The sequence below is a fragment of the Arthrobacter sp. Hb9-2 genome (assembly GCF_059091165.1).
The window spans coordinates 23,052-48,144 of the sequence record NZ_JBNHGJ010000019.1; the positions used below are offsets into that span (position 1 = coordinate 23,052).

General features: G+C 64.6%; 24 protein-coding genes. 8 read left to right on the plus strand and 16 right to left on the minus strand.

What is annotated here, in order from left to right:
* Positions 1-117 precede the first annotated feature (117 nt).
* The 5 genes from AC5RV1_RS12080 to AC5RV1_RS12100 form a co-directional block, all read right to left on the minus strand.
* Entirely contained in the window at positions 118-1,758 is a 1,641-nt protein-coding gene (locus tag AC5RV1_RS12080) for an MFS transporter (protein WP_493994715.1), read from the minus strand.
* Positions 1,759-1,770: 12 nt separating this feature from the next.
* On the minus strand, positions 1,771-2,247 hold the full coding sequence (locus tag AC5RV1_RS12085; protein WP_493994716.1) for a MarR family winged helix-turn-helix transcriptional regulator: 477 nt from the start codon (positions 2,245-2,247) through the stop codon (positions 1,771-1,773).
* A 290-nt stretch (positions 2,248-2,537) separates the two neighbouring features.
* On the minus strand, positions 2,538-4,235 hold the full coding sequence (locus tag AC5RV1_RS12090) for a thiamine pyrophosphate-binding protein (RefSeq protein ID WP_493994717.1): 1,698 nt from the start codon (positions 4,233-4,235) through the stop codon (positions 2,538-2,540).
* Positions 4,236-4,240: 5 nt separating this feature from the next.
* Positions 4,241-5,305: an agmatinase gene (gene speB / locus AC5RV1_RS12095; protein WP_163165588.1), complete on the minus strand. Its 1,065-nt coding sequence runs from the start codon at positions 5,303-5,305 to the stop codon at positions 4,241-4,243.
* A gap of 150 nt (positions 5,306-5,455) precedes the next feature.
* Entirely contained in the window at positions 5,456-6,031 is a 576-nt protein-coding gene (locus AC5RV1_RS12100) for a cupin domain-containing protein (protein ID WP_493949058.1), read from the minus strand.
* A gap of 275 nt (positions 6,032-6,306) precedes the next feature.
* Here AC5RV1_RS12100 and AC5RV1_RS12105 point away from each other — a divergent pair, with 275 nt between their 5' ends.
* Positions 6,307-7,827 carry a sodium:solute symporter family protein gene (locus AC5RV1_RS12105; RefSeq protein ID WP_493994718.1) on the plus strand — a complete coding sequence of 507 codons (1,521 nt, stop codon included), beginning with the start codon at positions 6,307-6,309 and terminating at the stop codon, positions 7,825-7,827.
* An 80-nt stretch (positions 7,828-7,907) separates the two neighbouring features.
* On the opposite strand, the gene AC5RV1_RS12110 is transcribed toward AC5RV1_RS12105, so the two are convergent.
* The gene (locus AC5RV1_RS12110) at positions 7,908-8,132 is read right to left on the minus strand and encodes a hypothetical protein (protein ID WP_493949056.1); all 225 of its coding nucleotides are present in this window, start codon (positions 8,130-8,132) and stop codon (positions 7,908-7,910) included.
* Between the two features lie 340 nt (positions 8,133-8,472).
* On the opposite strand from AC5RV1_RS12110, the gene AC5RV1_RS12115 reads away from it, so the two are divergent.
* Together AC5RV1_RS12115 and AC5RV1_RS12120 are read left to right on the plus strand one after the other, a co-directional pair.
* Positions 8,473-9,582 (plus strand): VIT1/CCC1 transporter family protein, encoded by a 1,110-nt coding sequence (locus tag AC5RV1_RS12115; protein ID WP_493994755.1) that lies wholly within the window; start codon positions 8,473-8,475, stop codon positions 9,580-9,582.
* 60 nt (positions 9,583-9,642) lie between these two features.
* Positions 9,643-10,581, plus strand: coding sequence for a matrixin family metalloprotease (locus tag AC5RV1_RS12120; protein WP_493994719.1), 939 nt, complete (start codon positions 9,643-9,645; stop codon positions 10,579-10,581).
* Between the two features lie 27 nt (positions 10,582-10,608).
* Here the strand turns inward: AC5RV1_RS12120 and AC5RV1_RS12125 are convergent, their stop codons facing one another.
* Genes AC5RV1_RS12125 through AC5RV1_RS12135 form a run of 3 tightly spaced genes read right to left on the minus strand, consistent with a single transcriptional unit; the run spans position 10,609 to position 12,300 of the window.
* Positions 10,609-11,742: an LOG family protein gene (locus tag AC5RV1_RS12125; RefSeq protein ID WP_493994720.1), complete on the minus strand. Its 1,134-nt coding sequence runs from the start codon at positions 11,740-11,742 to the stop codon at positions 10,609-10,611.
* Positions 11,684-12,073, minus strand: coding sequence for an MFS transporter (locus AC5RV1_RS12130; RefSeq protein ID WP_493994721.1), 390 nt, complete (start codon positions 12,071-12,073; stop codon positions 11,684-11,686). The genes AC5RV1_RS12125 and AC5RV1_RS12130 overlap by 59 nt, the downstream gene beginning before the upstream one ends.
* Positions 12,037-12,300 (minus strand): hypothetical protein, encoded by a 264-nt coding sequence (locus AC5RV1_RS12135; protein ID WP_493994722.1) that lies wholly within the window; start codon positions 12,298-12,300, stop codon positions 12,037-12,039. Before AC5RV1_RS12135 ends, AC5RV1_RS12130 begins: the two co-directional genes overlap by 37 nt.
* Before the next feature lie 282 nt (positions 12,301-12,582).
* Between AC5RV1_RS12135 and AC5RV1_RS12140 the strand changes: the two genes are divergently transcribed.
* From AC5RV1_RS12140 to AC5RV1_RS12150, 3 genes are read left to right on the plus strand one after another with little or no spacing between them, the layout of a single operon-like run.
* Positions 12,583-13,323 carry a GntR family transcriptional regulator gene (locus tag AC5RV1_RS12140; protein ID WP_493949052.1) on the plus strand — a complete coding sequence of 247 codons (741 nt, stop codon included), beginning with the start codon at positions 12,583-12,585 and terminating at the stop codon, positions 13,321-13,323.
* Between the two features lie 17 nt (positions 13,324-13,340).
* On the plus strand, positions 13,341-14,234 hold the full coding sequence (gene iolB, locus AC5RV1_RS12145) for a 5-deoxy-glucuronate isomerase (RefSeq protein ID WP_493994723.1): 894 nt from the start codon (positions 13,341-13,343) through the stop codon (positions 14,232-14,234).
* A 43-nt stretch (positions 14,235-14,277) separates the two neighbouring features.
* Complete coding sequence (locus tag AC5RV1_RS12150) at positions 14,278-15,294, plus strand: LacI family DNA-binding transcriptional regulator (RefSeq protein ID WP_493994724.1); 1,017 nt, start codon at positions 14,278-14,280, stop codon at positions 15,292-15,294.
* Positions 15,295-15,371: 77 nt separating this feature from the next.
* On the opposite strand, the gene AC5RV1_RS12155 is transcribed toward AC5RV1_RS12150, so the two are convergent.
* The 7 genes from AC5RV1_RS12155 to AC5RV1_RS12185 all read right to left on the minus strand — a co-directional run bounded on the left by AC5RV1_RS12155 (position 15,372) and on the right by AC5RV1_RS12185 (position 22,639).
* On the minus strand, positions 15,372-16,412 hold the full coding sequence (locus tag AC5RV1_RS12155; protein ID WP_493994725.1) for a Gfo/Idh/MocA family oxidoreductase: 1,041 nt from the start codon (positions 16,410-16,412) through the stop codon (positions 15,372-15,374).
* Positions 16,409-17,194 (minus strand): TIM barrel protein, encoded by a 786-nt coding sequence (locus AC5RV1_RS12160; protein ID WP_493994726.1) that lies wholly within the window; start codon positions 17,192-17,194, stop codon positions 16,409-16,411. The genes AC5RV1_RS12155 and AC5RV1_RS12160 overlap by 4 nt, the downstream gene beginning before the upstream one ends.
* On the minus strand, positions 17,194-18,282 hold the full coding sequence (locus tag AC5RV1_RS12165; RefSeq protein ID WP_493994727.1) for a Gfo/Idh/MocA family oxidoreductase: 1,089 nt from the start codon (positions 18,280-18,282) through the stop codon (positions 17,194-17,196). The genes AC5RV1_RS12160 and AC5RV1_RS12165 overlap by 1 nt, the downstream gene beginning before the upstream one ends.
* A 144-nt stretch (positions 18,283-18,426) precedes the next feature.
* On the minus strand, positions 18,427-19,362 hold the full coding sequence (locus tag AC5RV1_RS12170) for an ATP-binding cassette domain-containing protein (protein WP_493994728.1): 936 nt from the start codon (positions 19,360-19,362) through the stop codon (positions 18,427-18,429).
* Positions 19,363-19,373: 11 nt separating this feature from the next.
* Positions 19,374-20,423, minus strand: a complete 1,050-nt coding sequence (locus AC5RV1_RS12175) for an ABC transporter permease (protein WP_174175979.1) — start codon at positions 20,421-20,423, stop codon at positions 19,374-19,376.
* 52 nt (positions 20,424-20,475) lie between these two features.
* Positions 20,476-21,471: a substrate-binding domain-containing protein gene (locus AC5RV1_RS12180; protein ID WP_493949045.1), complete on the minus strand. Its 996-nt coding sequence runs from the start codon at positions 21,469-21,471 to the stop codon at positions 20,476-20,478.
* A 154-nt stretch (positions 21,472-21,625) separates the two neighbouring features.
* Complete coding sequence (locus AC5RV1_RS12185; RefSeq protein ID WP_493949044.1) at positions 21,626-22,639, minus strand: LacI family DNA-binding transcriptional regulator; 1,014 nt, start codon at positions 22,637-22,639, stop codon at positions 21,626-21,628.
* A gap of 152 nt (positions 22,640-22,791) precedes the next feature.
* Here AC5RV1_RS12185 and AC5RV1_RS12190 point away from each other — a divergent pair, with 152 nt between their 5' ends.
* Together AC5RV1_RS12190 and AC5RV1_RS12195 are read left to right on the plus strand one after the other, a co-directional pair.
* On the plus strand, positions 22,792-23,970 hold the full coding sequence (locus AC5RV1_RS12190) for a Gfo/Idh/MocA family protein (protein WP_493994729.1): 1,179 nt from the start codon (positions 22,792-22,794) through the stop codon (positions 23,968-23,970).
* Positions 23,967-24,986: a sugar phosphate isomerase/epimerase family protein gene (locus AC5RV1_RS12195; RefSeq protein WP_493949042.1), complete on the plus strand. Its 1,020-nt coding sequence runs from the start codon at positions 23,967-23,969 to the stop codon at positions 24,984-24,986. Before AC5RV1_RS12190 ends, AC5RV1_RS12195 begins: the two co-directional genes overlap by 4 nt.
* The last annotated feature ends 107 nt before the right edge of the window (positions 24,987-25,093 follow it).

Below are 25,093 nucleotides of genomic sequence, written 5' to 3' on the forward strand. Positions count from 1 at the left end.
TGAGGGTTAAGTAGTACCAGCCGGGGCTGACATCCTTAGCCTTCCCACTCTACGAAACTCCTTCCGGGGGTGAAACAGCCCGGCGAAAGATCATCCGGGAGGAGTAGTGCCCATGGCTTACCGGGCAGCGGAGGCCGGCTCCGCCGTCGCGCTTTCCTTCTGCTGGGCCGGCTCCTGCGCAGGCTGGATGTCAACGGTGCGCCGCAACGGCTTTTCCTTGATGAACAGCACCGATATCAGCGCGACGACGGTCACGGCCGCGGAGATCAGGAAGACTTCCGCGGTGGCATCTCCGTAGGCGGCCCGCATGATCTCCCGCACCGGTTCCGGCATGTGCGCCAGGTCCATGCTGGAACCGGCCGCGCCGCCCTGCACCGGGATGCCGGCCGTTGTGAGGCCTTTAGTGGCAAGCTCGCTGACCCTGTTCGCCAGGATGGCGCCCAGCACGGAGACGCCGATGGCGCCACCCACGGACCGGAAGAACGCCACCGAGGCACTGGCCGTTCCAATATCCGCGGCACGGACCGTGTTCTGCACAGCCAGGACGAGGTTCTGCATCAGCATGCCCAGTCCGAGGCCGAGCACAGCGGTGAATACGCCGGCGTGCCACAGCTCGGTGGTGTGGTCCATGGTTCCGGCCAGTCCCAGTCCGCCGATCAGCAGGATGGAGCCGGCGATCAGGTAGCCCTTCCACTTGCCGGTCCGGCTGATCAGCAGGCCGGATGCCACCGAGCCGGTCAGGTTTCCGGCGATCATTGGCAGCGTGAGGAGCCCTGCCTCGGTGGGGGTCGCGCCGCGGGCCACCTGGAAGTACTGGCCCAGGAATGTGGACGAGCCGAACATCGCGATGCCCACCGCCACCGAAGCGATGATGGCCAGTGCCGTGGTGCGCTCAGAGATGATCTTCAGCGGGATGATGGGCTGCTCAACCTTGGATTCCACCAGGACCAGCAGCGCCAGCAGGACGATGCCGCCACCCACCATCAGGGCGGACTGCCAGGAAACCCAGCCGTAGTAGGCGGGGTTGCCGGCGAACGAGACCCAGATCAGGAGCAGGCTCACACCGGACGTGAGCAGGATGGAACCGAGCCAGTCGATCTTGGCGGGCCGGCGGACGTGGCTAATTTTCAGGGTGACCTGCAGCAGGATCAGTGCGACGACGGCGAGCGGCACGCAGACGAAGAAGGTCCAGCGCCAGCCCAGCGGGCTGTCGACGATGAACCCGCCCAGCAGGGGGCCGCCGGCGGTGCCGACTGCCATCACTGCGCCCATGTAGCCGGAGTACTTTCCGCGGTCGCGCGGCGGGATCATGGTGCCGATGATGGCTTGGGCAAGGGCGGTGAGGCCGCCCATGGCGACGCCCTGGATTACCCGGGCACCAAGGAGCAGGGGGATGGTTTCGGAAAGACCGGCCATCACGGAGCCGGCCACGAAGATGACAATGCTCAGCTGGACCAGGACCTTTTTGTTGTAGAGGTCGGCGAGCTTGCCCCAGATCGGCGTAGTGGCGGCGTTGGCCAGCAGCGCAGCTGTGATGACCCAGGCGAAGTCTGTCTGGGTGCCGTGCAGGTCGGACATGATGGTGGGCAGCGCGTTGGCCACGATGGTGCTGCTGAGGATCGCGGTAAAGAACGCGGCGAGGAGCCCGGTGAGGGCTTCCATGATCTGGCGATGGGACATTTCGGGCGGTGCCCCTGCCGGTGCGGTGGATATTGTGGCCGCGGCGGCGGCTTGGCTTGCCGCAATGTGGGTTGCCATCGGGTTCAGCTCCTAGGAGGTGTGGGTTGTGGTGGTGCCGGCCGCCTTTGCCCGGGCTGATTGCTTAAGTGAGTCGGTGAGCTTGTGCAGGACTTTTGCCGTAGTGCCGGCGTCTTCCTCGCTCCAGTCGCGCAGGTAGTCCTGCAGCGCCGCCGCTCGCTGCTCCTCGATGGAGCGGAGTTTCTCCGCTCCCAAGGGTGTGAGGGCAACCAACTGGGCCCGGCCGTCGTCGGGATCCTGCCTGCGGATCACCAAACCATGCTCTTCCAGGTCCGCGATGTGCCGGCTGAGGACCGGGGCGCTGACGCCCAGCCGCTCGGCGAGCCTGGTGGCCCGGGACTCCCCCTCCCCCACGAAGCGCAGGACACCCTGGAGCGCTACTCCGGTGTCCTGCCCGCGAACGCTGGCAGTGGCTATGCACCGCACTGCGCGTTGGAGATCGAAGATTTGGTACACGAGATCAGCTGCCGTATCCGGTGCTACTGCCATGACTTCAGGCACTCCTTACTTGTTTGCCTGAAGCAACTATACCGCCACTTGGTTGCCTTGGGAAACTAAGTGCACGTGCGGGTGGGTCAGAGCTCGCAGAATGGGGCACAACTTCCCGCGAACAGAACCGGTCGCAGCCGAAGCTTGAAACGTAAGCATGCTTTCTATTACTCTGGTTTCAGCTACTCCGCTTGTCCCCCATCAGGCGGAGCGGTTGCCAAAAAGGCCCCGCAACACGGACTCGTGCTGCGGGGCCTTTAGCTTTCGGTTCCGGCGCAAGACCGGAGCAGTTAGGCAGGCAAGTGGGTGGGCGCGAACATCTTCAGGAGCGTTTCCACCACGACGACGTTGGGCCCGTCGGCAATGAAGCCCGCCTTCAGCGCCTCCCCCACGTCCTCGGGGGCCACTTTCGTGGCAGGCACGCCGAACGCTTCGGCGAGCTTGACGAAATCCGGCCGGGCGAGTTCGGTGGCGGTGGCCTTGCCGAACGCACCCACCATGTATTCGCGAAGGATTCCGTAGCCGCCGTCGTCCACAATCAGCCAGGTGACCGGCACGTTGTGCTGCTTGGCAGTGGCCAGTTCGGAGATGGAGTACATCGATGAGCCGTCGCCGGACACGGCAAGTACCCGGCCGGGCCTGCCCACCGTTTCCAGTCCCACTGCCGCGCCGATGGCTGCCGGGAAGCCGTAACCCAGGCCGCCGGCACCCTGCGCCGAGTGGAACTGGCCCTCCCGCGCATCCCAGCAGCTCCAGCCCCAATAAGCGGAGATCGTCATGTCCCAGAAGGTTTGCATGTCCGCGGGGACTGCTTCACGGATGTCGGACATGAACTTCAGTTCCTTGCCCAGGTCCTGGGATTCCAGGCGGGCACGGACCTTCGCGAGTGATTCCTTCACCAGGTCCTCCGGCGACGTCCCGTGCCAGTTCGGCCTGGTTTCCGCATGCTCAACCACCAGCGCTTCGTCCAGGGCGGCCAGTGCCTGCCCGGCGTCGGCACGGATGCCCAGACCTGGTCGGTTGGACTCCAGGACCCGGGGCTCGGCGTCAATCTGGATGATCCTGCCCCGCGGCTCAAAGGTGAAGTAGTTGGAGGTGACCTCACCCAGGGACGAACCGATCACCACCAGGACGTCAGCGTCCTCCAGCACATCGGTCATGTGGCGGTCCTCGATCCAGGACTGCAGCGACAGTTCATGGTTCCAGGGGAACGCGCCATTGCCGCCCGGGGTGCAGATCACGGGGGCGCGAAGCTTTTCTGCGAGGGAGAGCAAGGACTTCTCTGCCCGGCCCCGCCGGGTGCCGCCGCCAGCAATGATGGCCGGACGTTCCGCGGCCCGCAGCCATTTCACCGCTTCACGGACGAGCTCCACCCGCGGCGGGTTGTCCGCCGCTTCCGCCAGGGCGTCCTCCACGGGAGGCACCATGATCGGGTCCAGCAGGACGTTCTGCGGGATTTCGATCCACACCGGCCCCTGGGGCGATGAGATGGCTTCGGTCCAGGCGTCCTGGATGGCCGACGGGATGCCCGATGCGTGCTGGATCAGCCGCTGGCTCTTGGTGACGTTGGCGGCCGACGCCTTCTGGTCGTCCAGCTGGTGCAGCATGCCCTTGCGCCGGGCGCCGAGCCCCTCAAGCGGGATCTGGCTCGCCACCACCACCATCGGAACGCCGGTGGCATACGCTTCCTGCAGCCCGGCCAGGGACGTCAGGGCGCCGGGGCCGGTGGACAGGAAAAGGACACCCACCTCGCCGGTTGCCCGTGAATACCCGTCAGCAGCGAACGCGGAATTGTTCTCCACCCGCGACGACACGAACTGCAGGTTGCCGCGCCCCATTGCATCAAAGAGCCCCAGTGCATGCTGGCCCGGGATGCCAAAGACGGTTTTCGCGCCCAGGGCTTCCAGCGTTTCGACTACGAGGTCCCCGCCATTGCGGGCACCCGTCGCCTTTGTGGGAGCGGCCGTACCCGGGTCGAAGTCGATCATGCCGGCTACTCCTTGCCGGCCGCGGCGAAGCCTGCCGGGCGGCGGACTTCCTGGCCGAGGGCCTGGGCCGCGTAGCCCGTGGCCGCTCCGAAGCGGTCCCCCGCCACGGCATTGTCTGCCATCAAGGTGACGAGTTCGAAGGCCACGTGGCTTGCGGCCACGCCAGTTATCTCGGCGTGGTCGTAGGCGGGGGCAACCTCCACGACGTCGGCGCCCACCAGGTTCATGCCGCGGAAGCCGCGGATGATTTCCAGCAGCTCGCGGCTGGTGATGCCGCCGGCTTCGGGTGTGCCGGTACCCGGGGCGTGGGCCGGATCCAGGACGTCGATGTCCACCGAGATGTACAGCGGGCGGTTTCCGATCCGGTCCCTGACCTTGGCCACGGTCTCCAGGACGCCCTGGTAGTAGACGTCCGCGGAGGTGACGATGCCGAATCCAAAGCGATGGTCGTCGTCGAGATCCTTTTTGCCGTAAAGAGGCCCGCGGGTGCCGATATGGCTGATGGCCTCGGTATCCAGGATGCCTTCCTCGACGGCGCGGCGGAACGGTGTGCCGTGGGTGTACTCGGCGCCGAAGTAGGTGTCCCACGTGTCCAGGTGCGCGTCGAAGTGCAGCATCGCGATGGGTTCGCCGGCACGCTCGGCGGCGGCGCGGAGCAGGGGCAGCGCAATGGTGTGGTCACCGCCGAGGGTCACCAGCTTGCTGCCGCCGGCTGTGAGGTCGAGCGCGTTCTGCTGCACGGTCTCGATGGCCTCATTGATGTTGAAGGGGTTGACCGCCATGTCACCGGCGTCGGCCACCTGGATGTTTTCGAAGGGGCTCACGTCCCAGGCAGGGTTGTACGGGCGCAGCAGCCGGCTGGCTTCCCGGACGTGGTTGGCGCCGAAGCGGGCGCCGGGGCGGTAGGAGACGCCGGAGTCGAAGGGAACGCCCACCACCGTGACGTCCGCTTTTTCCACCTGGTCCAGGCGCGGAAGGCGGGCATAGGTGGCAGCCCCGGCGTAACGGGGAATACGGGATGAATCGATGGGGCCAAGGTTGCCGTTGGCTTCGATGCGCAGCTCTTCCAATGGAGGCCTCTCCTTCGAGGAGTTGAGGGACTGATGTGACTGCCATCATACAGCTTGTTTCCCTGTGTGCACCAGTTGTTTACTCTTTCGACCCTTTCGAGGGTGTGGCCTATCAGGGCGGGAGCGCGATGGGGACAAGTCGGCTTGGGATCAGCGGCTGGCAGCCGGGACCAGGACCCAGAGAACTTCCACCGGCTTGTCGGTGGGGTTGATCCAGGTGTGCGGCTCCCGGCCAGGGAAGGTCACGGTATCCCCGGCGCTGAGGTCGTACTCCTCGTTGGTAAGGATCAGCCTGATATTGCCCTTAATGACATGGAGTACGTCCACGTCGCAGTCCACGGCGTAGAGCTCGGTCTCGCCGCGGCCGTGCGGTTCGATGCAGGCCTGGATGATCTGGATGCGCCGCTCTGAACGGGCGGTGAGCAGGCGCTCCACGATGCCTTGGCCGCCGAGCGAGATCCGCGGCCCGTCATTACGCTTGGTGAGGTGGGTCTCCGGCGCAGCAAAGAGCTCCCCGATGGAGATTGAGAGCACCTGGCAAAGGGTCACGAGGGAAGCCACCGAAGGCGAGGTCAGGTCGCGCTCCACCCGACTGAGGAACCCTTTGGTCAGCCCGGTGGCGTCAGCTACCTGTTCAATAGTGAGCCGCTGGGCCTGCCGTGCGGCCCGGATCCTGGAACCGATGGCAACGGGTACGTTACTCGGCTCAACTGGCAGTGCCTTCATCTGCGTACCTTTCATGGCCGGCCGCCCGGCCCCACTCTGGAGCAATACTAATGGCCAGCAGCTTCTGTGACGCCTGCGTGGCGCGCGTGGCTGCCGGCAGCAACATCCCCTTGACTGTTACCACGGTCACAGCCTACTCTTTGGAAAACACTTGTTGCCTATAAGGCAATATCTGAGAACTTACTCTCATCCCACCCCTCGTGCAGCGGCTTCCGGCTTCCCCAACAATTCCCCGGAGACCACCCCGGCTGCCAAACAGCTCCAAGGAGTCCAACGTGGACGCAAATGTCATCAACATCGCCATCGTGGTGGTGTACCTTCTCGCAATGCTGGCATTCGGCTGGTGGGGCAAGTCCCGCACCAAAAACAACAGCGACTTCCTTGTCGCCGGCCGGCGCCTTGGCCCCTTCCTGTACACCGGCACCATGGCCGCCGTCGTCCTGGGCGGCGCCTCCACAGTCGGCGGTGTAGGACTTGGCTACAAGTTCGGCATCTCAGGCATGTGGCTCGTGGTCGCCATCGGCGCTGGCGTCCTGCTCCTCAGCCTGCTGTTTGCCGGGACCATCCAGAAGCTGAAGATCTACACCGTCTCGCAGATGCTTACCCTGCGCTACGGCAGCCGGGCCACTGAGGCATCGGGCATCGTGATGCTCGCCTACACGCTCATGCTTTGCGCCACGTCCACCGGCGCCTACGCCACCATTTTCGTGGTGCTCTTCGGCTGGGACCGCGCCATTGCCATCGCCGTCGGCGGCGCCATTGTGCTGGTCTACTCCACGGTGGGCGGCATGTGGTCCATCACCCTGGCGGACCAGGTGCAGTTCATCATCAAGACTGTTGGCATCTTCTTCCTGATGCTCCCCTTCACCCTCAACGCCGCGGGCGGCATCGACGGCATCCGCAGCCGTGTTGACGAGAGCTTCTTCCAGATCGACGGCATCGGCCTGCAGACCATCATCACCTACTTCGTGGTGTACACCCTCGGCCTGCTGATCGGCCAGGACATCTGGCAGCGCGTCTTCACGGCCAAGACGGCCAAAGTGGCCCGGTGGGGCGGCGCCACGGCCGGCATCTACTGCATCCTTTACGGTGTTGCCGGCGCGCTGATCGGCATGGGCGCCAGCGTGGCCCTGTCAAACATGGAGATTGCCGCCAAGGACGACGTCTATGCCGAAGTGGCCCAGACCCTGCTGCCCGTCGGCATCGGCGGACTCGTCCTGGCCGCCGCTGTTGCTGCCATGATGTCAACAGCTTCAGGCGCCCTCATCGCCGCCGCAACCGTTGCCCGCGCCGACGTCCTGCCGTTTGTGGCCAGCTGGTTCGGCAAGACCATTAACACGGAGGACACGGACAACCCCGAGCACGACGTCAAAGCCAACCGCATCTGGGTCCTGTCCCTGGGCATCATCGCCATCGTCATCGCCATTATCACCAAGGACGTGGTCGCGGCCCTGACTATCGCGTACGACATCCTGGTGGGCGGCCTCCTTGTGGCCATCCTCGGCGGCCTGGTCTGGAAGCGCGGCACCGGTGTGGCCGCGGCCGCTTCCATGGCTGTGGGTTCGGTAGTCACGCTCGGCACCATGATCATCCTGGAGATCAACGCCAAAGCGCCGCTGGACGGCATCTATGCGAATGAGCCCATTTACTACGGCCTGCTCGCCTCCGCCGTGGTGTACGTTGCGGTCTCCCTGCTGACCAAGCCCACGGACCCCCAGGTGATGCGCAACTGGCAGCGCCGGGTCGCCGGGCAGGAAGCCCCGGATGCTCCGGCGGAACCGGTGTCCGCCCCGTAGCAGCAGCTAACTGCCCCGCATACGACGGCGGCACCTCCCCTTCGCATTCCGCGGAAGGGGAGGTGCCGCCGTCGTCCGTCCTATTCGGTCTCGCGGATCTCGTCCGGGTCCAGCGGAACCGGGCGGTCCTCTGCGTCGATGACTATCGGGGCCGGGTGTACCACCGGCTCCTCTTCGTCCAGGAGGTCATCCTCGGTGTCCCAGTCGTCCTCATTGACGGGTGCATCCTCTGCGTAGTCGTAAGCGGGGTCCGCTTCGACGGCTTCCAGGTGCGGCATGTCCGCGTGCGGTCCGGTGGTGCCCATGATCCAACCTCCGTTTGTTCGCCTGACGTGCTCTTACAGGGCGCTGGCGTGCGCCACAGTTTCATCACAGCACCGCCGGGAGCCACGGTCAAGGGTGCGCTGCTTGCCCCAAATGCCTCCGGAAGCCTGCTGATTTTGAGGGTCACCGAAACCCAGGAGTGAGGGAAGCCAGCCGAAAAACCGCGGATTTCCTCTGTAAGCTGGCGGAGCAATGGGGCCGAACCATGCCCCATCCAGCCCAGGAGTTTTCGTGTCCCAGCACGCCAATCCAGACCACCACCGCGACTCCCCTGCAGGGTCCGTTCCCTCGGATTCTGTTCCGTCAGTTCCCGCTCCATCCCTGCCAGGCGCGGAAGCCCGGCGCGCAGCCCAGCCCACACCCGCGGACATCCGGCGCTGGCGCCAGTACCTGGCGGACGAACGGGCCGAAGCCGCCGTCTACCGGGACCTTGCGCAGAACCGGCAGGGCGAAGAACGCGACATCCTGCTGGCCCTGGCCGAAGCGGAGGGACGGCACGAGGCCCACTGGTTGGGCCTCCTCGGTGAACACGCCGGCAGGGCCCGGCCGGCGTCAATCCGGAGCCAGCTGCTCGGTTTCCTGGCGCGCCACTTCGGCTCCGTCTTTGTCCTGGCGCTGGCCCAACGGGCAGAAGGCCGCTCCCCCTACGCCAAGGATCCCAACGCCACTGCTGCAATGGCCGCAGACGAGCAGATCCACGAGGAAGTAGTACGGGGGCTGGCCACCCGGGGCCGCAACCGGCTGGCTGGCACCTTCCGTGCCGCCGTGTTCGGTGCGAACGACGGCCTGGTCAGCAACCTTTCCCTGGTGATGGGCATGGCAGCATCGGGCGTAGCCAGCAGTGTGGTGCTGCTCAGTGGCATCGCCGGGTTGCTGGCCGGTGCGATGTCCATGGGAGCCGGCGAATTTATCTCGGTCCGCTCCCAGCGCGAGCTCCTGGCAGCCACCCGCCCCACGCAGGTCACACTGGCAGCCGCCCCGAAGCTGGACATCGAGCACAACGAACTGCTGCTCGTTTATCTGGCCAGGGGAATGTCCCAGGAAGCGGCGCAGCACAGGGTCGCCGAACGCATGGGCCTCCTGTCCTGCGACTGCGACCCCAGCCTGTCCCTGCAGCCGGAGCTTCCCGAGGCCGAGGACCAGCACGAAGCCGTGGGCACCGCCTGGGGCGCAGCGTTGTCCAGCTTCTGCTTCTTTGCTTCAGGCGCCATCGTCCCCATCCTGCCGTTCCTGTTCGGACTGACCGGAGTGGCTGCCCTGGTGGTAGCGGGCGTACTCGTGGGCCTCGCCCTGCTGGTGACCGGCGGCATTGTGGGCCTGCTCTCCGGCACTTCGCCGCTGACCCGCGGCCTGCGGCAACTCGCCATTGGCCTGGGCGCCGCAGCCGTCACGTACCTGTTGGGGCTGGTCTTCGGCACTGTCGTCCACTAGCAGTAGGGTTTCACTGGCAGTAGTGGATAAGCGGGGGGACAGAATAATGGGGATGCAGTAGTGGAGGGCCAGCCGCCGCGCCACACCGGAAGGCGGGCACGCACTGGAAGTACCGGCAAGGCCCTTCGGTTCGTGCTCACAGGCGCCCTGTTCTCCGCAGCGTTGGTGGGGGCAGCGCTGGTGCTTGACGATCCGCGGTTCAAGGATCTCCTCGATGTCCGCCTTGGTCCGGGGCCCTTTGGGCAGGGCACCGGCGGGCAAGAAGGCGGCGTGCCCCAAGCCGGGACTGCCGGGGAGGCCGGAGCGCAAACCCCTGCAGAGGCACGGACGGGAGCGCCGCCGGTGGGAGTTGAGGAAAAGGATGCTCCCCTCGGCCAGCCCACGCCACCCACGATGGGCAGTGACGCGTACCGGTTCCTGGCAGTCAACGGCGACGGCAGCCCAGTAGGTTACTCCCCGTGCCGGCCACTGCACTATGTCGTCAACGATGCTTTGGCGCCGGCGGGGGCGCAGCAGCTGGTCGCAGACGCCATCACTACTATTTCCGCAGCCACAGGCATTGCTTTCGTTTACGATGGCACCACAACCGAACAGCCGTCGCCCCAACGGCCCCCGTACCAGCCTGATGCCTACGGCGAGCGCTGGGCTCCGCTGCTCATTGCATGGACCACACCGGATGTGGCGCCGCAGCTGAAGGGCAAAGTAATCGGCACCGGCGGCAGCACCCACTACAGCTACGGCGACGGCCCGAAGACCTTTGTTACCGGCGGCCTGGACCTGGACGCACCGCAGATTGCGGACGAACTGCTGAACCCCGATGGCCCCCTCTATGCCACGGCAGTGATCCTGCACGAACTCAGCCATGTGATGGGCCTTGACCACGTAACGGACCCCACCCAGCTGATGTACCCGGAGATCGGCACTCCTGAGGGGTTGTCCACAGGGGACCTCAACGGCCTGTTCGAACTCAGCAAGGCCCAGTGCCGAAAGGATCTCTGAGCAGCCTGATCCACGCCGATGTCCTGGCTAGCCGCGAAGGACGGCCACTGCCTCGTCCACTGTGTCCACCAGGAAGATCCGTTCGGCCATGGGCCTTCCCTCAGCCAGGCTGCGGAGCATGGGCCACGCCGGATACCGGTGTTCCCAATGGTGCCTGCCCACCAGCACCATGGGCGTGATTTTCTCGCGGGCGCCGTAGTAGTTCTCGCAGGCGTCCTGGAAAATCTCCTGGACCGTCCCTGCGGCTCCGGGCAGGAAGATGATGCCCCCTTGGCACAGCTCGAGCAGGATGGCTTCGCGGATGGCGTTGGCGAAGTACTTGGCGATGTGGGTGGCGAAGTAGTTGGGCGGCTCGTGTCCGTAGAACCAGGTGGGGATGCCAAGCGACGGCGTTCCACCCGGAAAACGTTCGACGACGGCAGCGGCCGCCCGCGCCCACGCAGACACGGAGGGACGGAACCCCGGGACGGAGGCGAGGCCCGCCAGCGCAGCCTGCAGCCCGCCGTCGTCCGTTTGGCTCAGGTAGGCGCCCAGGTTGGCTGCCTCCATTGCTCCCGGTCCGCCGCCGGTGGCCACCACGTGCCCGTTTCGGGCGAGCAGCCAGCCGAGCCGTGCTGCCTGGGTATAGTCCGCACTCCCCCGCTGGGCAGCATGTCCACCCATCACACCCACCACGGACCGGGCTGCGAACGGCCCGGAATGGATTGCCTCCTCGAGGGCATCGCCGACAGCGTGGTCGTGCAGCGCTGAGGCGAGGGTGGCGTCAAGCCGGTGCCGTTGCCCCGGTTGGATACTCCACTGGTAAATGCGGGCGTCGGGGAGTTGCTCGTACGGGGCATCGGCGAGCCCGGCGTAAAGCTCTGCGGGCGAATACAAACTGCCCCGGTAGGGGTTGAACGGAACGGACTCGAGGCGCGGAAAAATCAAGGCGCCGCGGCGGCGGAGGGTATCCTCTGTCCCATCGTCAAAGGTGCAGCCAAGGAAGATGGCGCCTTCAACGTTCATACCCTCCAGCGCGGCCGTCCTCCCCCGCAGGTCCAGGGACTGCGCATGCCAGCCGTGCATGTCCGGGGCTCCTGCGCCGACCAGCTGGTCGAAGCTTTCAAGGTCCTGGACTTCGAGGGTGTGGGGGTGGGGGCCCAGGTTTCCGGAGAGGTTCACGCTCTAAACCTAAAGCAAAGCGGGGCCAGATACCGCCCGTCCAGGAGTTCCGGATGGGCGGTATCTGACCCCGCGTCTGTGGAGCCAGCATCTGGCCTGTCACAATCATGAGCTCATTAATGGTCACCATCCGGCCGCGGAGGTGGGCGGGTGCCATCTCCGCCAGGTACAGCGGGCAGGTGACGGCTGCAGCGCCCACGCCCAGGCCCAGCAGGATGCGGGCCGCGATCATGAAGGTAACAGTGGGGGCAATAGCGCAGCCGATGGCGCCGAAGAGGAACAGGAGCGCGCAAATCAGCAGGGAGCCGCGGCGTCCAAGCATGTCAACCATGCGGCCGCCGGCCAGGGCGCCACCGCCGCGCCAGGAAAGAGCAGCGCACTCACCACTGTTGCTTCCTCAACGGAGTTCATGTTCAGCGAGTCGTTCATGTACAAGAGTGCGCCGGAGATAACGCCTTTGTCGTAGCCGAAGAGCAGGCCGCCGAGGGTGGAAATCACTGTCAGCCGCGCGAGGTAGCCGCGGCTTTTAGTGCCAGGGGATTGGTTCTGCAAAAGCATTGTTGCCTCAGATTCTCTCAGGGACGGTTGCTTCGATGTGATGCGTGCCACCGTCTTTAGAGCGCTCTGACAGCGGCTGTCAATGAAAAGCCCTAATGCCAGAACAATTACCTCAGCCCGTGCTGCCCTGCTCTATTCCGCCGCGGGCTCTTGACCGGCCAATCCGGCCTGCTACCATCGAGGAGGAGACTATGTCCTATCAAGCGAACATATTGCGAAGTGGTCAAGCGCTTCCTGGCCCCGACCGGGTCGAAGCTGTAACCGAGGAGCAGGAACGTAAAAGTGGCAAACAACCTGGGTCTCAGCGTGGATCGATCTTCCCCTGTGCCCCTTTATCATCAAGTGGTCCAGGGCATAGAAGCGGCGATCTACAGCGGCGTCCTGGAACCGGGCAGCCGGCTGGACAACGAGATCGACCTCGCGGCCCAGCTGAACCTTTCCCGCCCCACCATGCGCAAGGCCATGGACGAGCTGGTCAGGTCCGGGCTGCTGGTGCGGAAACGAGGTGTGGGAACCCAGGTGGTGTCAAGCCAGGTGCGGCGCCCGCTGGAACTCTCCAGCCTCTATGACGACCTCACCAACAACGGCAAGAAACCCACCACCGAGGTTCTGAGCTTCGCCCATATCGAGGCGGACGAAGCCACCCTGGCCACACTGCAGCTCCCGGCCGGTTCAAAGGTTTACCACTTCACCCGGCTGCGGAAAGTGGGCGGCAAGCCCTTGGCCCTGATGGAGAACTGGGTCCGCGACGACATCACGGATATGGACGAGGCGATGCTGTCCGCAGAGGGGCTCTACGCCATCCTGCGCCGCGGGGGCGTCAACTTCCGGCTGGCCACCCAGCGGATCGGGGCAATGACCGCAAACGAATACCAGGCCGGCATGCTCGACACAGAGCAGGGATCCGCCTTGGTCACCATGGAACGCACCGCAGTGGACGATACCGGCCGCCGGGTTGAAACCGGCCACCATGTGTACCGCGCGGATTCCTACAGCTTTGAAATGACACTCGTACAGCGCTAATCCAAGGAGTCAACTCCATGACCAACTGGGTCTACCCCCTGGGCACCGCCGCCGACGGCAAGTGGGACGTCTCGATCGGTACCTCCGATTCCGCGCTCGCCGTGGAAGGGTGGGCCCACACCGGCCTGAAAGTTGCCACCCTCGCTGCAAGGGCCGACGTCGTCCTCCCGGCCGCAGACGAGGAACGCATTGTGGTCCCGCTCAACGGGTCCTTCACCGTCACCATGGACGGCGCGGAATACCAGCTGGCGGGACGCTCCTCCGTGTTCCACGGCCCCAGCGACGTCCTCTACTCCGGCACGGGGCGGCAGGTCACCATCAGCTCGGCCGACGGCGGCCGGGTGGCGGTTGCCACCGCACCGGCAAAGGATTCGTACCCCACCCGCCTGGTGACCGCCGCCGAGACCCCGGTGGAACTGCGCGGGGCCGGCAACTGCTCACGCCAGGTCCACAACTTCGGGACGCCCGCCGCACTAGAAGCCGACAGGTTCATCGTCTGCGAAGTACTCACCCCCGCCGGCAACTGGTCCTCCTACCCCCCTCACAAACACGATGAGGAAAAGGACGGCGAGACGCACCTGGAGGAGATCTACTACTTCGAGACACAGGTGGCCGCCGGTTCAGCTGCCCCGGCCGACGCCGATGCCATCGGCTACCAGCGCGTCTACGCTTCCGATGACCGTCCCATCGAGGTGTCCGCCGAGGTCAGGACCGGCGACGTTGTCCTGGTTCCCTACGGCTGGCACGGTCCCGCGATGGCCGCTCCCGGCTACGACCTGTATTACCTGAACGTGATGGCCGGACCTGGACCGGTGCGCGAATGGCTCATCAGTGACGACCCCCACCACGGCTGGGTGCGCCAGACGTGGGACGGGCAGGACATCGACCCCCGACTGCCGTTCGGCGCCTGAACGCGGCACGGCCGGACGATGGCATAGTGGACAGTGGACACCTTTGAAGCAGACTTCCCCCGCCCGGTCCGTGACCATGGAGGATGTGGCACGTGAAGCCGGCGTGAGCCGGGCGCTGGTCTCCCTGGTGATGCGCGATTCCCCGAAGGTCTCGCCCGCCAAGCGGACGGCGGTGCTGGAAAGCGCCGCCGCCCTGGGGTACTCCCCCAACCGCCTGGCCAGCAGGCTGGCGAGCCGCCGCACCAACACCCTGGGCGTCCTCTTCCTTGACCTGCACAACTCGGTCTTCGCCGACATTTACGACGGCATTGCCGAGGGCCTCGCCGGCAGCGGCAACCAGGTGATGGTCGCCGTCGGCTCCGCTGATCCCCGCACTGAACTCGAAGCCGTGAAGAACTTCGTGGACCTGCGGGTGGACGGTGTGATCCTGGCCGGCTATACCGGCTCGGCCGGTGAACTGGAGGCCGCACTCCGCGGAACGCCCGCCGTCGTCATCACCAGGGAATTGGAGGCCGACGGCGTTGATTCAGTTTTGACCGATGACTTCCGCTCCGGAGCACTCGCCGTGGAGCACCTGCACGGACTGGGGCACCGGCGGATTGCCCACGTGGATATTTCGGACTGGCTGCCGTACACCGTGCGACGCGAAGGCTACCTGCACGCCATGAAGCAGTTCGGCCTTGAGCCGATGCTGGTGCACAGCGACATGACCGAGCGCGGCGGCCGGGACGTCATGGAACAGTTCCTGGCTTCCGGCGCCGCCCTGCCCACAGCGATCTTTGCCCACAACGACCTCACTGCCATCGGCATCATGGAAGCCCTCGCTTCCCGCGGACTGCAGGTCCCGGATGATGTGGCAGTCGTGGGCTGTGACAACATCGAGGTGGCGGCCTCTCCTCTGATCGGCCTGACGTCCATTGACCAGCACGCCGGGGAACTCGGCCGGTTCGCGGCACAGGTGATGCTGGAGCGCGGGGCGGGCAGCCAAGGACCGCCGGTGACCCGTAAGCTGGAACCCGTCCTGATGGTCCGGCGCTCCTCCGGACTGGCCGCCACCTAGAGTTTTTGTCCACATATGCGGACTTCAGGCACCACCTCAAGGCCTGCATATCTGGACAAGAACTCGCACCCGAACTTTCAGCGGACGCCCGCCGTGGCTGGTTCCACCCTCACCGGGACACCAGTGGCCAACGATTCCTGGGCGGCGTCGGCCACCCGGGAGGCGGCCACTGCGTCCTCCGGCGTGCAGGGATTGCCACGCTGGCCAAGGACAAGCTCAACGAACGCGGCCATTTCGGAACGGTAGGCCTGGTCAAAGCGCTCGGCGAACGTCCTGTGCGGCTCACCGGAAGGGAAACCTACGCCGGGCTCGGCCGACGCCATGGCGGTCTTCTCATCCAGTCCCACCGTCAGCGACCGGCTGGACCCTTGGATCTCCAGCCGGACATCGTGGCCGGCCCCGTTGTAACGCGTCGCTGAGACAGTGCCCACGGTGCCGTCGTCGAAAGTCACCAGCGCCAGCGCGGTATCCACGTCCCCTACTTCGCCGATTGCCGGATCACCGTTGTTGGAGCCTTTGGCGTAGACCTCGACGATCTCGCGGCCGGTCAACCAGCGCAGGATGTCAAAATCGTGGACGGAGCAGTCGCGGAAGAGTCCCCCGGACGTGGCCAGGAACTCCACGGGGGGCGGTGCCATGTCACAGGTGACAGCGCGCAGGGAATGGATCCAGCCCAACTCGCCTGCCTGGTAGGCCCGTTTGGCTGCCAGGTAGCCGGAATCGAAGCGGCGCTGGTGGCCAATCTGGACTACGCCGTTCCTGCTGCGGATGTAATCGAGCACGGGGAGGGCATCCGCCACATTCATTGCCACCGGTTTTTCGCAAAGGACCGGGATGCCGGCGTCCACCCCGGCTTTGATCAGCTCGGGATGGGTGGCGGTGCCTGTTGCCACCACCAGGCCGTTTACGCCGGAGGCAAGGAGGGCTTCAACGGACGGCATGAACCCGGCGTCCAGGCCGGCTGCCACGGTCCGCGCGTGCTCTTCGGCCACATCCGTGAGTCTGAGCCTGACGTTGATGCCCTTCGGGTTGAGCACCGCGTTGAGGCCTGCGATGTTGGTGGCGTGCATGACGCCGATCCGGCCAACCCCTACCAGGCCAAGCGTTACATCCTTCATTGTTTTTCCTCTGCATACACGGTGAAGGCGTTCCGGAAGGCATCGAGGGCCTGGGCGCTGCTGTCGCTGGCCCATGCTTCCAGGCCCACTGTGCCCTCGTAGCCGGCATCGGCGAGGGCCCTGGCAACAGCTGCGTAATTGATTTCTCCGGTTCCGGGCTCACAGCGGCCGGGTACATCCGCCACCTGGATTTCCCCGATGTACGGCAGGGCGCGCCTCACCAGTTCGATGAGGTTCCCCTCCCCCAGCTGGGCGTGATAGAGATCCAGCATCAGCTTGGCGTTCGGGTGCCCGGCGGCCTCCACCAGGGCGAGGGTGTCCTTGGCCCGTGCCAGTGGAATGCCGGGGTGGTCCAGGATGGTGTTCAGGTTTTCCAGGCAGAACGTCACGCCGTGCTTCTCGCCCAGGTTGCCGAGCCTTTCCAGCGTCCGTGCGCCGGTGGCCCACATGCGGCCGGTGGAACGGTAGGCGGGGCGGGCGGCCCGGCCTTCCACCAATTCCGCCGGGTGCACCACCATCCGGCTGACGCCAAGTTCAAGGGCTGTGGGGATCAGCGATTCAGCTGTCCGCACCACGTCATCGGCCGTGTCCGGATCCACCAGGCTGCCGGACGCGTAACCGGTCATCGAGGAAAATACTGCGCCGGTGGCCGCTAATGCCTTGACGTCCTTGGTCCGCGAATCCCACAGTTCCACATCGAATCCGGCCTCGTGGACCCGGCGGACCCGTTCCACGAAAGGCAGGTCCAGAAACACCATTTCCGCACAGACGGCCAGCCGCATCAGACGTTTGCCTTCTGGGCGACGGCAGCCGGGGCGCCGCTTTTGACCGACTCGATGCAGGCGAGGGCCATCGCCAGGGCGCGGCGGGCGTCGGCGGCGCCGGGCGTAAGGGTGACATCCGACGACGGCGAGGCCACGCCGTCGCGCCTTGCCCGCACCGCGGCGGCGAAGTCGGCGAGTTCGTCCGTATAGGCCTGGCGGAACAGCTCCACGTTGAGCCGGGGCGTGTCCGCCGAAAGTCCTTCTGCGGTATAACGCCGGGACGCCGTTTCGGTGGCCCGGCCGGCCTGCACCATGCCTTTGGAGCCGAAGACTTCGCCGCGGACGTCGTACCCGTACAGTGCACTGAAATTCGCTTCGGCCACTGCCACGGCGCCGTTGCTGTACCGGATGGTCACCACAGCCGTGTCCAGGAACCCTTGGTCGCGCAGGGACGGCTCCACGAGCGCATCCGCCACCGCGTAGACCTCCACGGGCTCGGCCCCCTCGTTGAACCAGTTGAGGGTGTCGAAGTCGTGGATGAGCGTCTCCAGGAAGATGGTCCAGGCCGGGACCCTGGCGGCGTTGGGGATGCTTCCCGTCCCGGGATCGCGGGTCAGCGAGCGCAGGAGTTGAGGGGTACCCGCCACTCCGGCGGCGAGATCCTTCTTCGCTGCCTGGAAGTCATCCGCGTAGCGGCGGTTGAAGCCGATCTGGAACAGGACGCCGGCTTCGTCCACAGCGGCCAAGGCGGCATCGAGTTCGGCCAGGGACTGGCCGGCCGGTTTTTCACAGAAAACGTGTTTTCCGGCTGCCGCGGCCTGGGCAATCAGGGCGGAATGGAACCGTGCCGGGCTGGCGATGATCACGGCGTCAATCTCCGGATCGGCCAGGATATCGTCGGCAACCGCCGTCACCTTCGCGGTCCCCAGTTCCTGGGCAAGGTTTTGCGCGGACTCCACGTTGGGGTCCGCGATAGCGGTTAGATCGGCACCGGGGACGCGGCGGGCAATGCTTTCGGCATGGAACGCGCCCATCCAGCCTGAGCCGATGAGTCCAATCCGGACCGGTACGGGCGCTGCCGCAGGGTGCTGTGAGATATAAGCCAATGGCTCGTCCTTTCGATGGTGTGAACAGGGATGGATCAGGCGACGCCAACCCGGATCGTCATACTGTCTTCCCGTCTGATGTTGTGGTGCACTTGCGGCATGGCGAGGGGGCGCATTCTAGCCGCGGGTCCCCTCCTCCCCCTGCTAGGCGTGCCGCGGGCTGCTTTCCCTTGGCGTTTCTGCGCCGTGGGTGACGTCGGCGACCTCGGCCTGGACTTCCTTGACCACATCACTGTGACCGCCGAGCTGCTCCAGCTCGTGGGCGAGCTCTGCGAGTTCTGCGCCGCCGGCCATCTGGGCCGTCAGCTCGTCCAGGGAAATGTCCTTCTTGTCGTAGTAGCCGATTGATTTCCCGCGCTTGAGCAGCAGGAACCTGTCCCCCACCGGGAAGGCGTGGTGCGGGTTGTGGGTGATGAAGATGACTCCGAGTCCGCGGTCCCTGGCCTGCAGGATGTAGCGCAGGACGACGCCCGACTGCTTCACGCCGAGGGCCGCCGTCGGCTCGTCCAGGATGAGGACCTTGGCGCCGAAGTACACCGCCCGGGCGATGGCCACACACTGGCGCTCACCGCCAGAGAGCTGGCCGATGGGCTGTTCCACATCGCGCAGGTCGATGCCCATCTCGGCCAGTTCCTTGAGCGTGATGGCCTTCATCTTCTCGACGTCCATGCTCTTGAACGGGCCGAAACCGCTGGTCAGTTCCGAGCCGAGGAAGAAGTTCCGCCAAATCGGCATCAGTGGCACCACCGCGAGGTCCTGGTACACGGTGGCAATGCCTGCATCCAAAGCATCACGGGGGGAAGAGAACTTCCGTTCCTCGCCCATGATGTTCAACACCCCTGCGTCATGCTGGTGCAGGCCTGCGATGATCTTGATCAAAGTTGACTTGCCTGCACCATTGTCGCCAAGGACGCAGGTGACCCGGCCGTTATCCACGGCCATGGTGACGTCGCTCAGGGCGATGATGTTGCCGTAATGCTTGCCCACGCCCTCGAGGGAAAGCAGGTGGACGGGGGTGTGGGTGAGGGGGTCCCGTTCGTTCTGGAGCAGCGTTTGCTGGTCTATTTCATGTGCGTTCATTTTCCGGCCCCTTACTTCAGTTCTGCGCGGCGCTTGACGATGAGGTTGACGATGGTGGCCAGGAGCAGCATCAGGCCCAGGAAGAACTTGAACCAGTCCGGGTTCCACTGCGCGTAGACGATGCCCTTGTTGGCCATGCCGAAGATGAACGCTCCAATCGCGCCGCCGATCGCAGAACCGTAGCCGCCGGTCAGCAGGCACCCGCCGATCACCGCGGCGATGATGTAGAGGAACTCGTTGCCCACGCCTTCACCGGACTGGACGGTATCGAAGGCGAAGAGGTTGTGCATGCCGAGGACCCAGCCACAGAATCCCACGCCCATAAACAGGCCAATCTTGGTGGCCTTGACCGGCACGCCGACTGCGCGGGCCGCGTTCTCGTCCCCGCCCACGGCGAAGATCCAGTTCCCAACCCGGGTCCGCATCAGCACCCAGGTGGCTACGGCGACCAGTGCGATCCAGATGAAGACCGTGATTTTTACTTCGATGCCGGCGATGTTTACCGCGGAGGCGAAGACCCCGCGGGCCGTATCGAAGCCATCCATGTTGGAGATTGACGGCGATGAGACGGAGCCACCGATCAGACGCGTAAGGCCCAGGTTTAGGCCGGTCAGCATCAGGAAGGTTGCGAGGGTGACGATAAAGCTTGGCAGCTTGGTCTTCATCAGGATCCAGCCGTTGATGAAGCCGATACCGAGGGACACCAGCAAAGCCAGGAGGACCCCTACCCAGACATTCGTGCTGAAGTACCAGCTGAACATAGACGCCGTCAGCGCCGATGAAATCACGGCGACACCTGTGGAAAGGTCGAACTCCCCGCCGATCATCAGCAGCGACACCCCTACGGCCATGATTCCGATTGTGGAGCTGCCGTAGAGAATGGTTGCCAGCGCATTGGGCTGGGTGAACGTCGGGGACACCAACGCGAAGAAGACAAAAAGGACGATTGCGCCCACCAGGGCACCGACCTCAGGCCGGCCGAGGAGCTTCTGCAAGGGATTGCGCTTGGCGACGCGCTCATCGGTCGCCGGTGATGCGATCTTGGTCTGGGTGATGGTCATGATGTTTCTCCTTGCTGCCGGGCTGGCGCTGGCCGGCCCGGCAAGCGGGCTGTTAGCGGATTCCCTGTTCGGCGAACTTCAGGACTTCGGTTGCATTGGACTGGTCGACGATTGCCGGGCCAGTGAGGACTGACTGTCCGCCACCGAGCTTGAAGCCGCCCCGCTTGTTCTGCCACAGCGCATCCACTGCGCCGTAGCCCTGCAGCCAAGGCTGCTGATCCACGGTGAACAGTACGCTGCCATCGGCAACCTTCTGCGCGAGTTCCTTGTTCAGGTCGAAGCTGGCAACCTTGGCCGAGCTTCCGGCCGTAGAGACTGACTTCATGAGCGTCAGCGTGATGGGTGCGCCGAGGCCGATGATGACGTCAGCATCCGCGGAAGCCTGGAGCTTTGCGGTCGCCGTCGATTCAACAGACGTCATGTCTGCACCGTTGACATACAGGATTTCGGTACCGGGCACTTTGGCCTTCACACCGGCGCACCGGGCCTCGAGCCCCACGTGCCCCTGCGCCTGGATGACGCAGACCGGGTGCTTGTAGCCGCCCTCGGCAAGTTTCGAACCCACTGCTTCACCGGCGAGCTTCTCATTCGAGCCGAAGTGGGTGAACGCCCCGAGTTGGGCAGAAGCCGCTTCGCCAGCATTAAAGCTCACGATCGGGATTCCCGCATCAGAGGCCTTCTTGAGCGCACTCTTCAGCGCGTCGGGAGTGGCCAGCGTTACCGCGATCCCGTCCACCTTCTGGTCCACCGCCTGCTCGATCAGTTGCGCCTGCCGGCCGGCCTCAGGATCTGAGGTGTAGAGCAGTTCGACATTGTCCTTTGCTGCAGCTTCTTCTGCGCCCTTACGGACGGTATCCCAGAAGGTGTCACCAGCGGGGGCGTGCGCTATCAGTGCTATCTTCATCCGCTCGGTGGTGGCAACCTGGCCACCACCGCCCCCTGTTCCAGTTTCGGGAGTCCGTCCACCACCGCTTGAGCACGCGCTCAACGCCAGCATGGGAACTACTGCCGTCAACAGAGCCGCTTTACGCCAAGAAAAATTAGCCACCATAATCTCCTTTGATCTCAGGTCCCGGGCTGCCACTTTGCAGCCTCCGGGGCACTGCCTACCTCGATCATGGTGATCTAATTCACGAATGTCAAGAGTTTGTCCTGACATTAGGATGTTTAGACCAACGTCTGGCGCTCGGCCTCCTGCACCCTCAGTCGGATAGCGGAGCAGTGGTTCCGCGGACAACCAATGTCGGCGCAATAAGGGTCCGCCCTGGGCTTGGGGCAGCGCTTTCTATCCGTGCGAGCAGCGCTTTAGCCACTTCCTTACCCACAAGGTCGCTTCGGTTGTCCACGGAGGTCAACTCCAGATAGCGGGACTTGGCCAGGGTTGAGTTGTCATATCCGATCACGGAAATTTGAGACGGGACCGCCAAGCCGCGCGCCTTGATGGCTCCAAAGGCGCCCAGCGCCATTGTGTCGTTGGCAGCGAAAATAGCCGTTGTGTCAGGATGGTGGTCCAGCAGCCAGCAGGCCGATGCGTACCCGTCCTCTTCCGACGTACCCCCCGTCTCCCCAACGACGCGCATATCAGCGCCTGCGTCCCGAAGGCGGCTGGCAAAACCCGCCCGGCGGTGGGCGGCGGCGCCGCCGAACCCCGACAGGTGCCCAATCCTGGTGTGGCCGAGACCCAGCAGGTGGTCGGCAGCCATGGCACCGCCGCCGTCGTCGTCATTGGTGATTAGGTCCGCCCCGGCGGGTACGCCGTTCCGCCACCCTGCCACCACCGTGGGCACGCCAGCGCCGGTGAGCATTGACTCGCTGGGTTCAGCCGCAATCACCAAACCGTCAACATGCATGGCGAGCAGGCCGTCCACAGCGTCACTGATCCGGTTCTCGCCGGGCCGGGAGTCAGCCAGCATCACCCGGTAGCCTTCCTGCGTCAGCACGGACTCCATGCCCCGCAGAAGATCAACGAACCACAGGTTTCGGTAGTCGTCGATCACGAGGCCTATGCTCTTCGTCCGGCTGCTTGCGAGGGCCGTGGCTGCCTGGCTTGGGCGGTAGCCAAGTTCCGTGATTGCCGCCTGCACAGCCTCGCGCCGCTTCTCGCTTACCCGCACCGGATTCTGCAGCACCAGCGAAACCAACGACGGCGAGACTCCCGCCTGCTTTGCGACGTCATAGATGGTGGGGCGCCGGGTTTTGGGGCGATCATTCGTCATCAAAAAGCCTTTCATCTCTGGGTTGAGAATATCCCGGCGGATGATTGACAGGACAAATAGACATGGCTACGCTCAAGGTCAGCGTAAAAATTGTAGCGCTACAAAATGCCGGCGGACCTTCATGCCGCGGCTGAATTTCAAAGGAGAAATTAATGGCTGAAAGCCTTGGTGTAGCCGTCATCGGTGCAGGCATGGCCGGCAAGGCCCACGCCGCCGCATACCGGACGGCGTCCGTCCTCTATAGCCCGGTCCTTCCTCCGGTGCGCCTGGTTTCGATCGGTGACGTCAATCCCGAATTCGGCTCCCTGGCCGCCCGGCGCTTCGGTTACGAGCGTAACGACACCTCATGGCAGGCAATCGCCGAAGCCGATGACATCGACGTGGTCAGCGTGGTCATCGCCAATTCCCTCCACCGTGAGGTTGTTGAGGGCCTGCTCGCCGCCGGCAAGCACGTGCTGTGCGAAAAGCCCCTGAGCGATTCCATGGAAGACGCCCGGGCCATGGCTGACGCAGCCCGCAGCGCGTCCAGCATCGCGCGGATCGGGTTCACTTTCCGCCGCACACCGGGCATCGCCTATATCCGGGACCTCATCCGGACCGGAGTGCTCGGCAACGTCCTGCACTTCAGCGGCCGCTACTGGACGGATTACGGCTTCAGCCCGTCCGCTCCCATGAGCTGGCGCTATAAAGGCGGCCCCGGCTCAGGCGCCCTCGCCGACGTCGGATCCCACCTGACGTACATTTCCGAATTCCTGTGCGGCGACATCAAGTCCGTTTCCGGCGGGCAGCTCAGCACCGTCATCAACAAGCGGCCACTGCCGCTCACTGCTGTAATGGGCCATGACCATGCCGCTGTCAGCGACACCTTCCAAGCCGTCGAGAACGACGACTATGCGGCTTTCAATGCGGAATTCGCCACGGGCGCCGGCAGCTTTGAAGTCTCCCGCGTTGCGGCCGGACACGCCAACAGTCTTCAGTTCGAGGTGTTCTGCGAAAACGGTGCCGCAAAGTTCGACCAGCGCCGTCCGTCCGAAATCCAGCTGTTCCTCAACGACGGCTCCGGCAACGAAAATGGTTACCGGCAGGTCATCCTGGGCCCGGGCCACCCGTACATCGCCGGCGGGCTCGCCATGGACGCCCCCGAAGTGGGCTTTGGCCAGAACGATGCCTTTGGCTACCAAGCACGTGCATTCCTCGAAGAGATTGCCGGCCTCAGCGAAGAAGAGTCTCTCCCCCGCTGTGCCACGTTTGACGAGGGCGTGCGGAACATGGAACTGCTGGGCGCCGTCACCGAATCCGCCCTTAACAACGGAAAGAAAATCACGCTATGAAACTCGGTGTCTACAACGCGATCCTGCATGACCGTCCACTTCCCGAAGCGCTGAAGGTCATAGCCGATCTTGGCCTCACCGGCATTGAAATCAACACGGGCGGATTCCTCCCTGCCGTCCATGTCCCCACCATGGACCAAATCCTGGAAAGCGACGCCGCGCGGGACGACTACCTTGCGATTTTCGAAGGCACCGGCGTCTCGATCGCCGGCCTGAACTGCAACGGCAACCCGCTGCACCCCAAGCGTGAGATCGGTGAGAAGCACGCCGAAGACATCCGCCGTTCCGTCCGGCTGGCACACCGCCTGGGGCAGAACCGGGTGGTAACCATGTCCGGTCTGCCCGGAGGCGAACCAGGCGCGACCACCGTCAACTGGGTAGTCAACGCCTGGAACTCGGCTGCGCTGGATGTACTGGACTATCAGTGGGGCGTGGCAGCGGAGTTCTGGAAGGAAACTGACCGCCTTGCTGCTGACCATGCCGTCAAGGTGGCTCTTGAGCTGCACCCCCAAAACCTCGTTTTCAACACCGCCGATGTCCGCAAACTTATCGAGCTCACGGGTGCAACACACGTCGGAGTGGAACTTGATGCCTCCCACCTGTTCTGGCAGCAGATGGACCCGGTGGCTGTGGTCCGCGAACTCGGCCCGCTGGTGTTCCAGGCAGCAGCAAAGGACGTCCGCGTGAATACGGAAAACGCCGCGCTCTACGGCGTGCTGGACAACAGTTTCCGTCGGCTCGCGCCGGAGGAGAACCGCACCAATCTTGGTGGCGACGAGTGGGCCAACGAGTGGCCCAAGAACTCCGCCTGGGACTTTGTGGCACTCGGACGCGGGCACGACACGGCCTTCTGGACGGAGTTCCTGCGCGCACTGCACGAGGTAGATCCGGACATGTTGGTCAATATCGAGCACGAGGACGTTTCGCTGGGCAGGATCGAAGGACTGGAAGTAGCCGCCAAAGTTTTGAAGGACGCTGACGCAGCCCTCGTGGCCTCATTGAACCCGACCGCCTGATAACCCGAGGGACACCCCGACAGCAGGAGGGGCGGCGCAAACGCGCCGTCCCTCCTGCTGTTTTCCAATCAGGCCACCCGAACAATAAATTCAACAGGCAAAGGAAA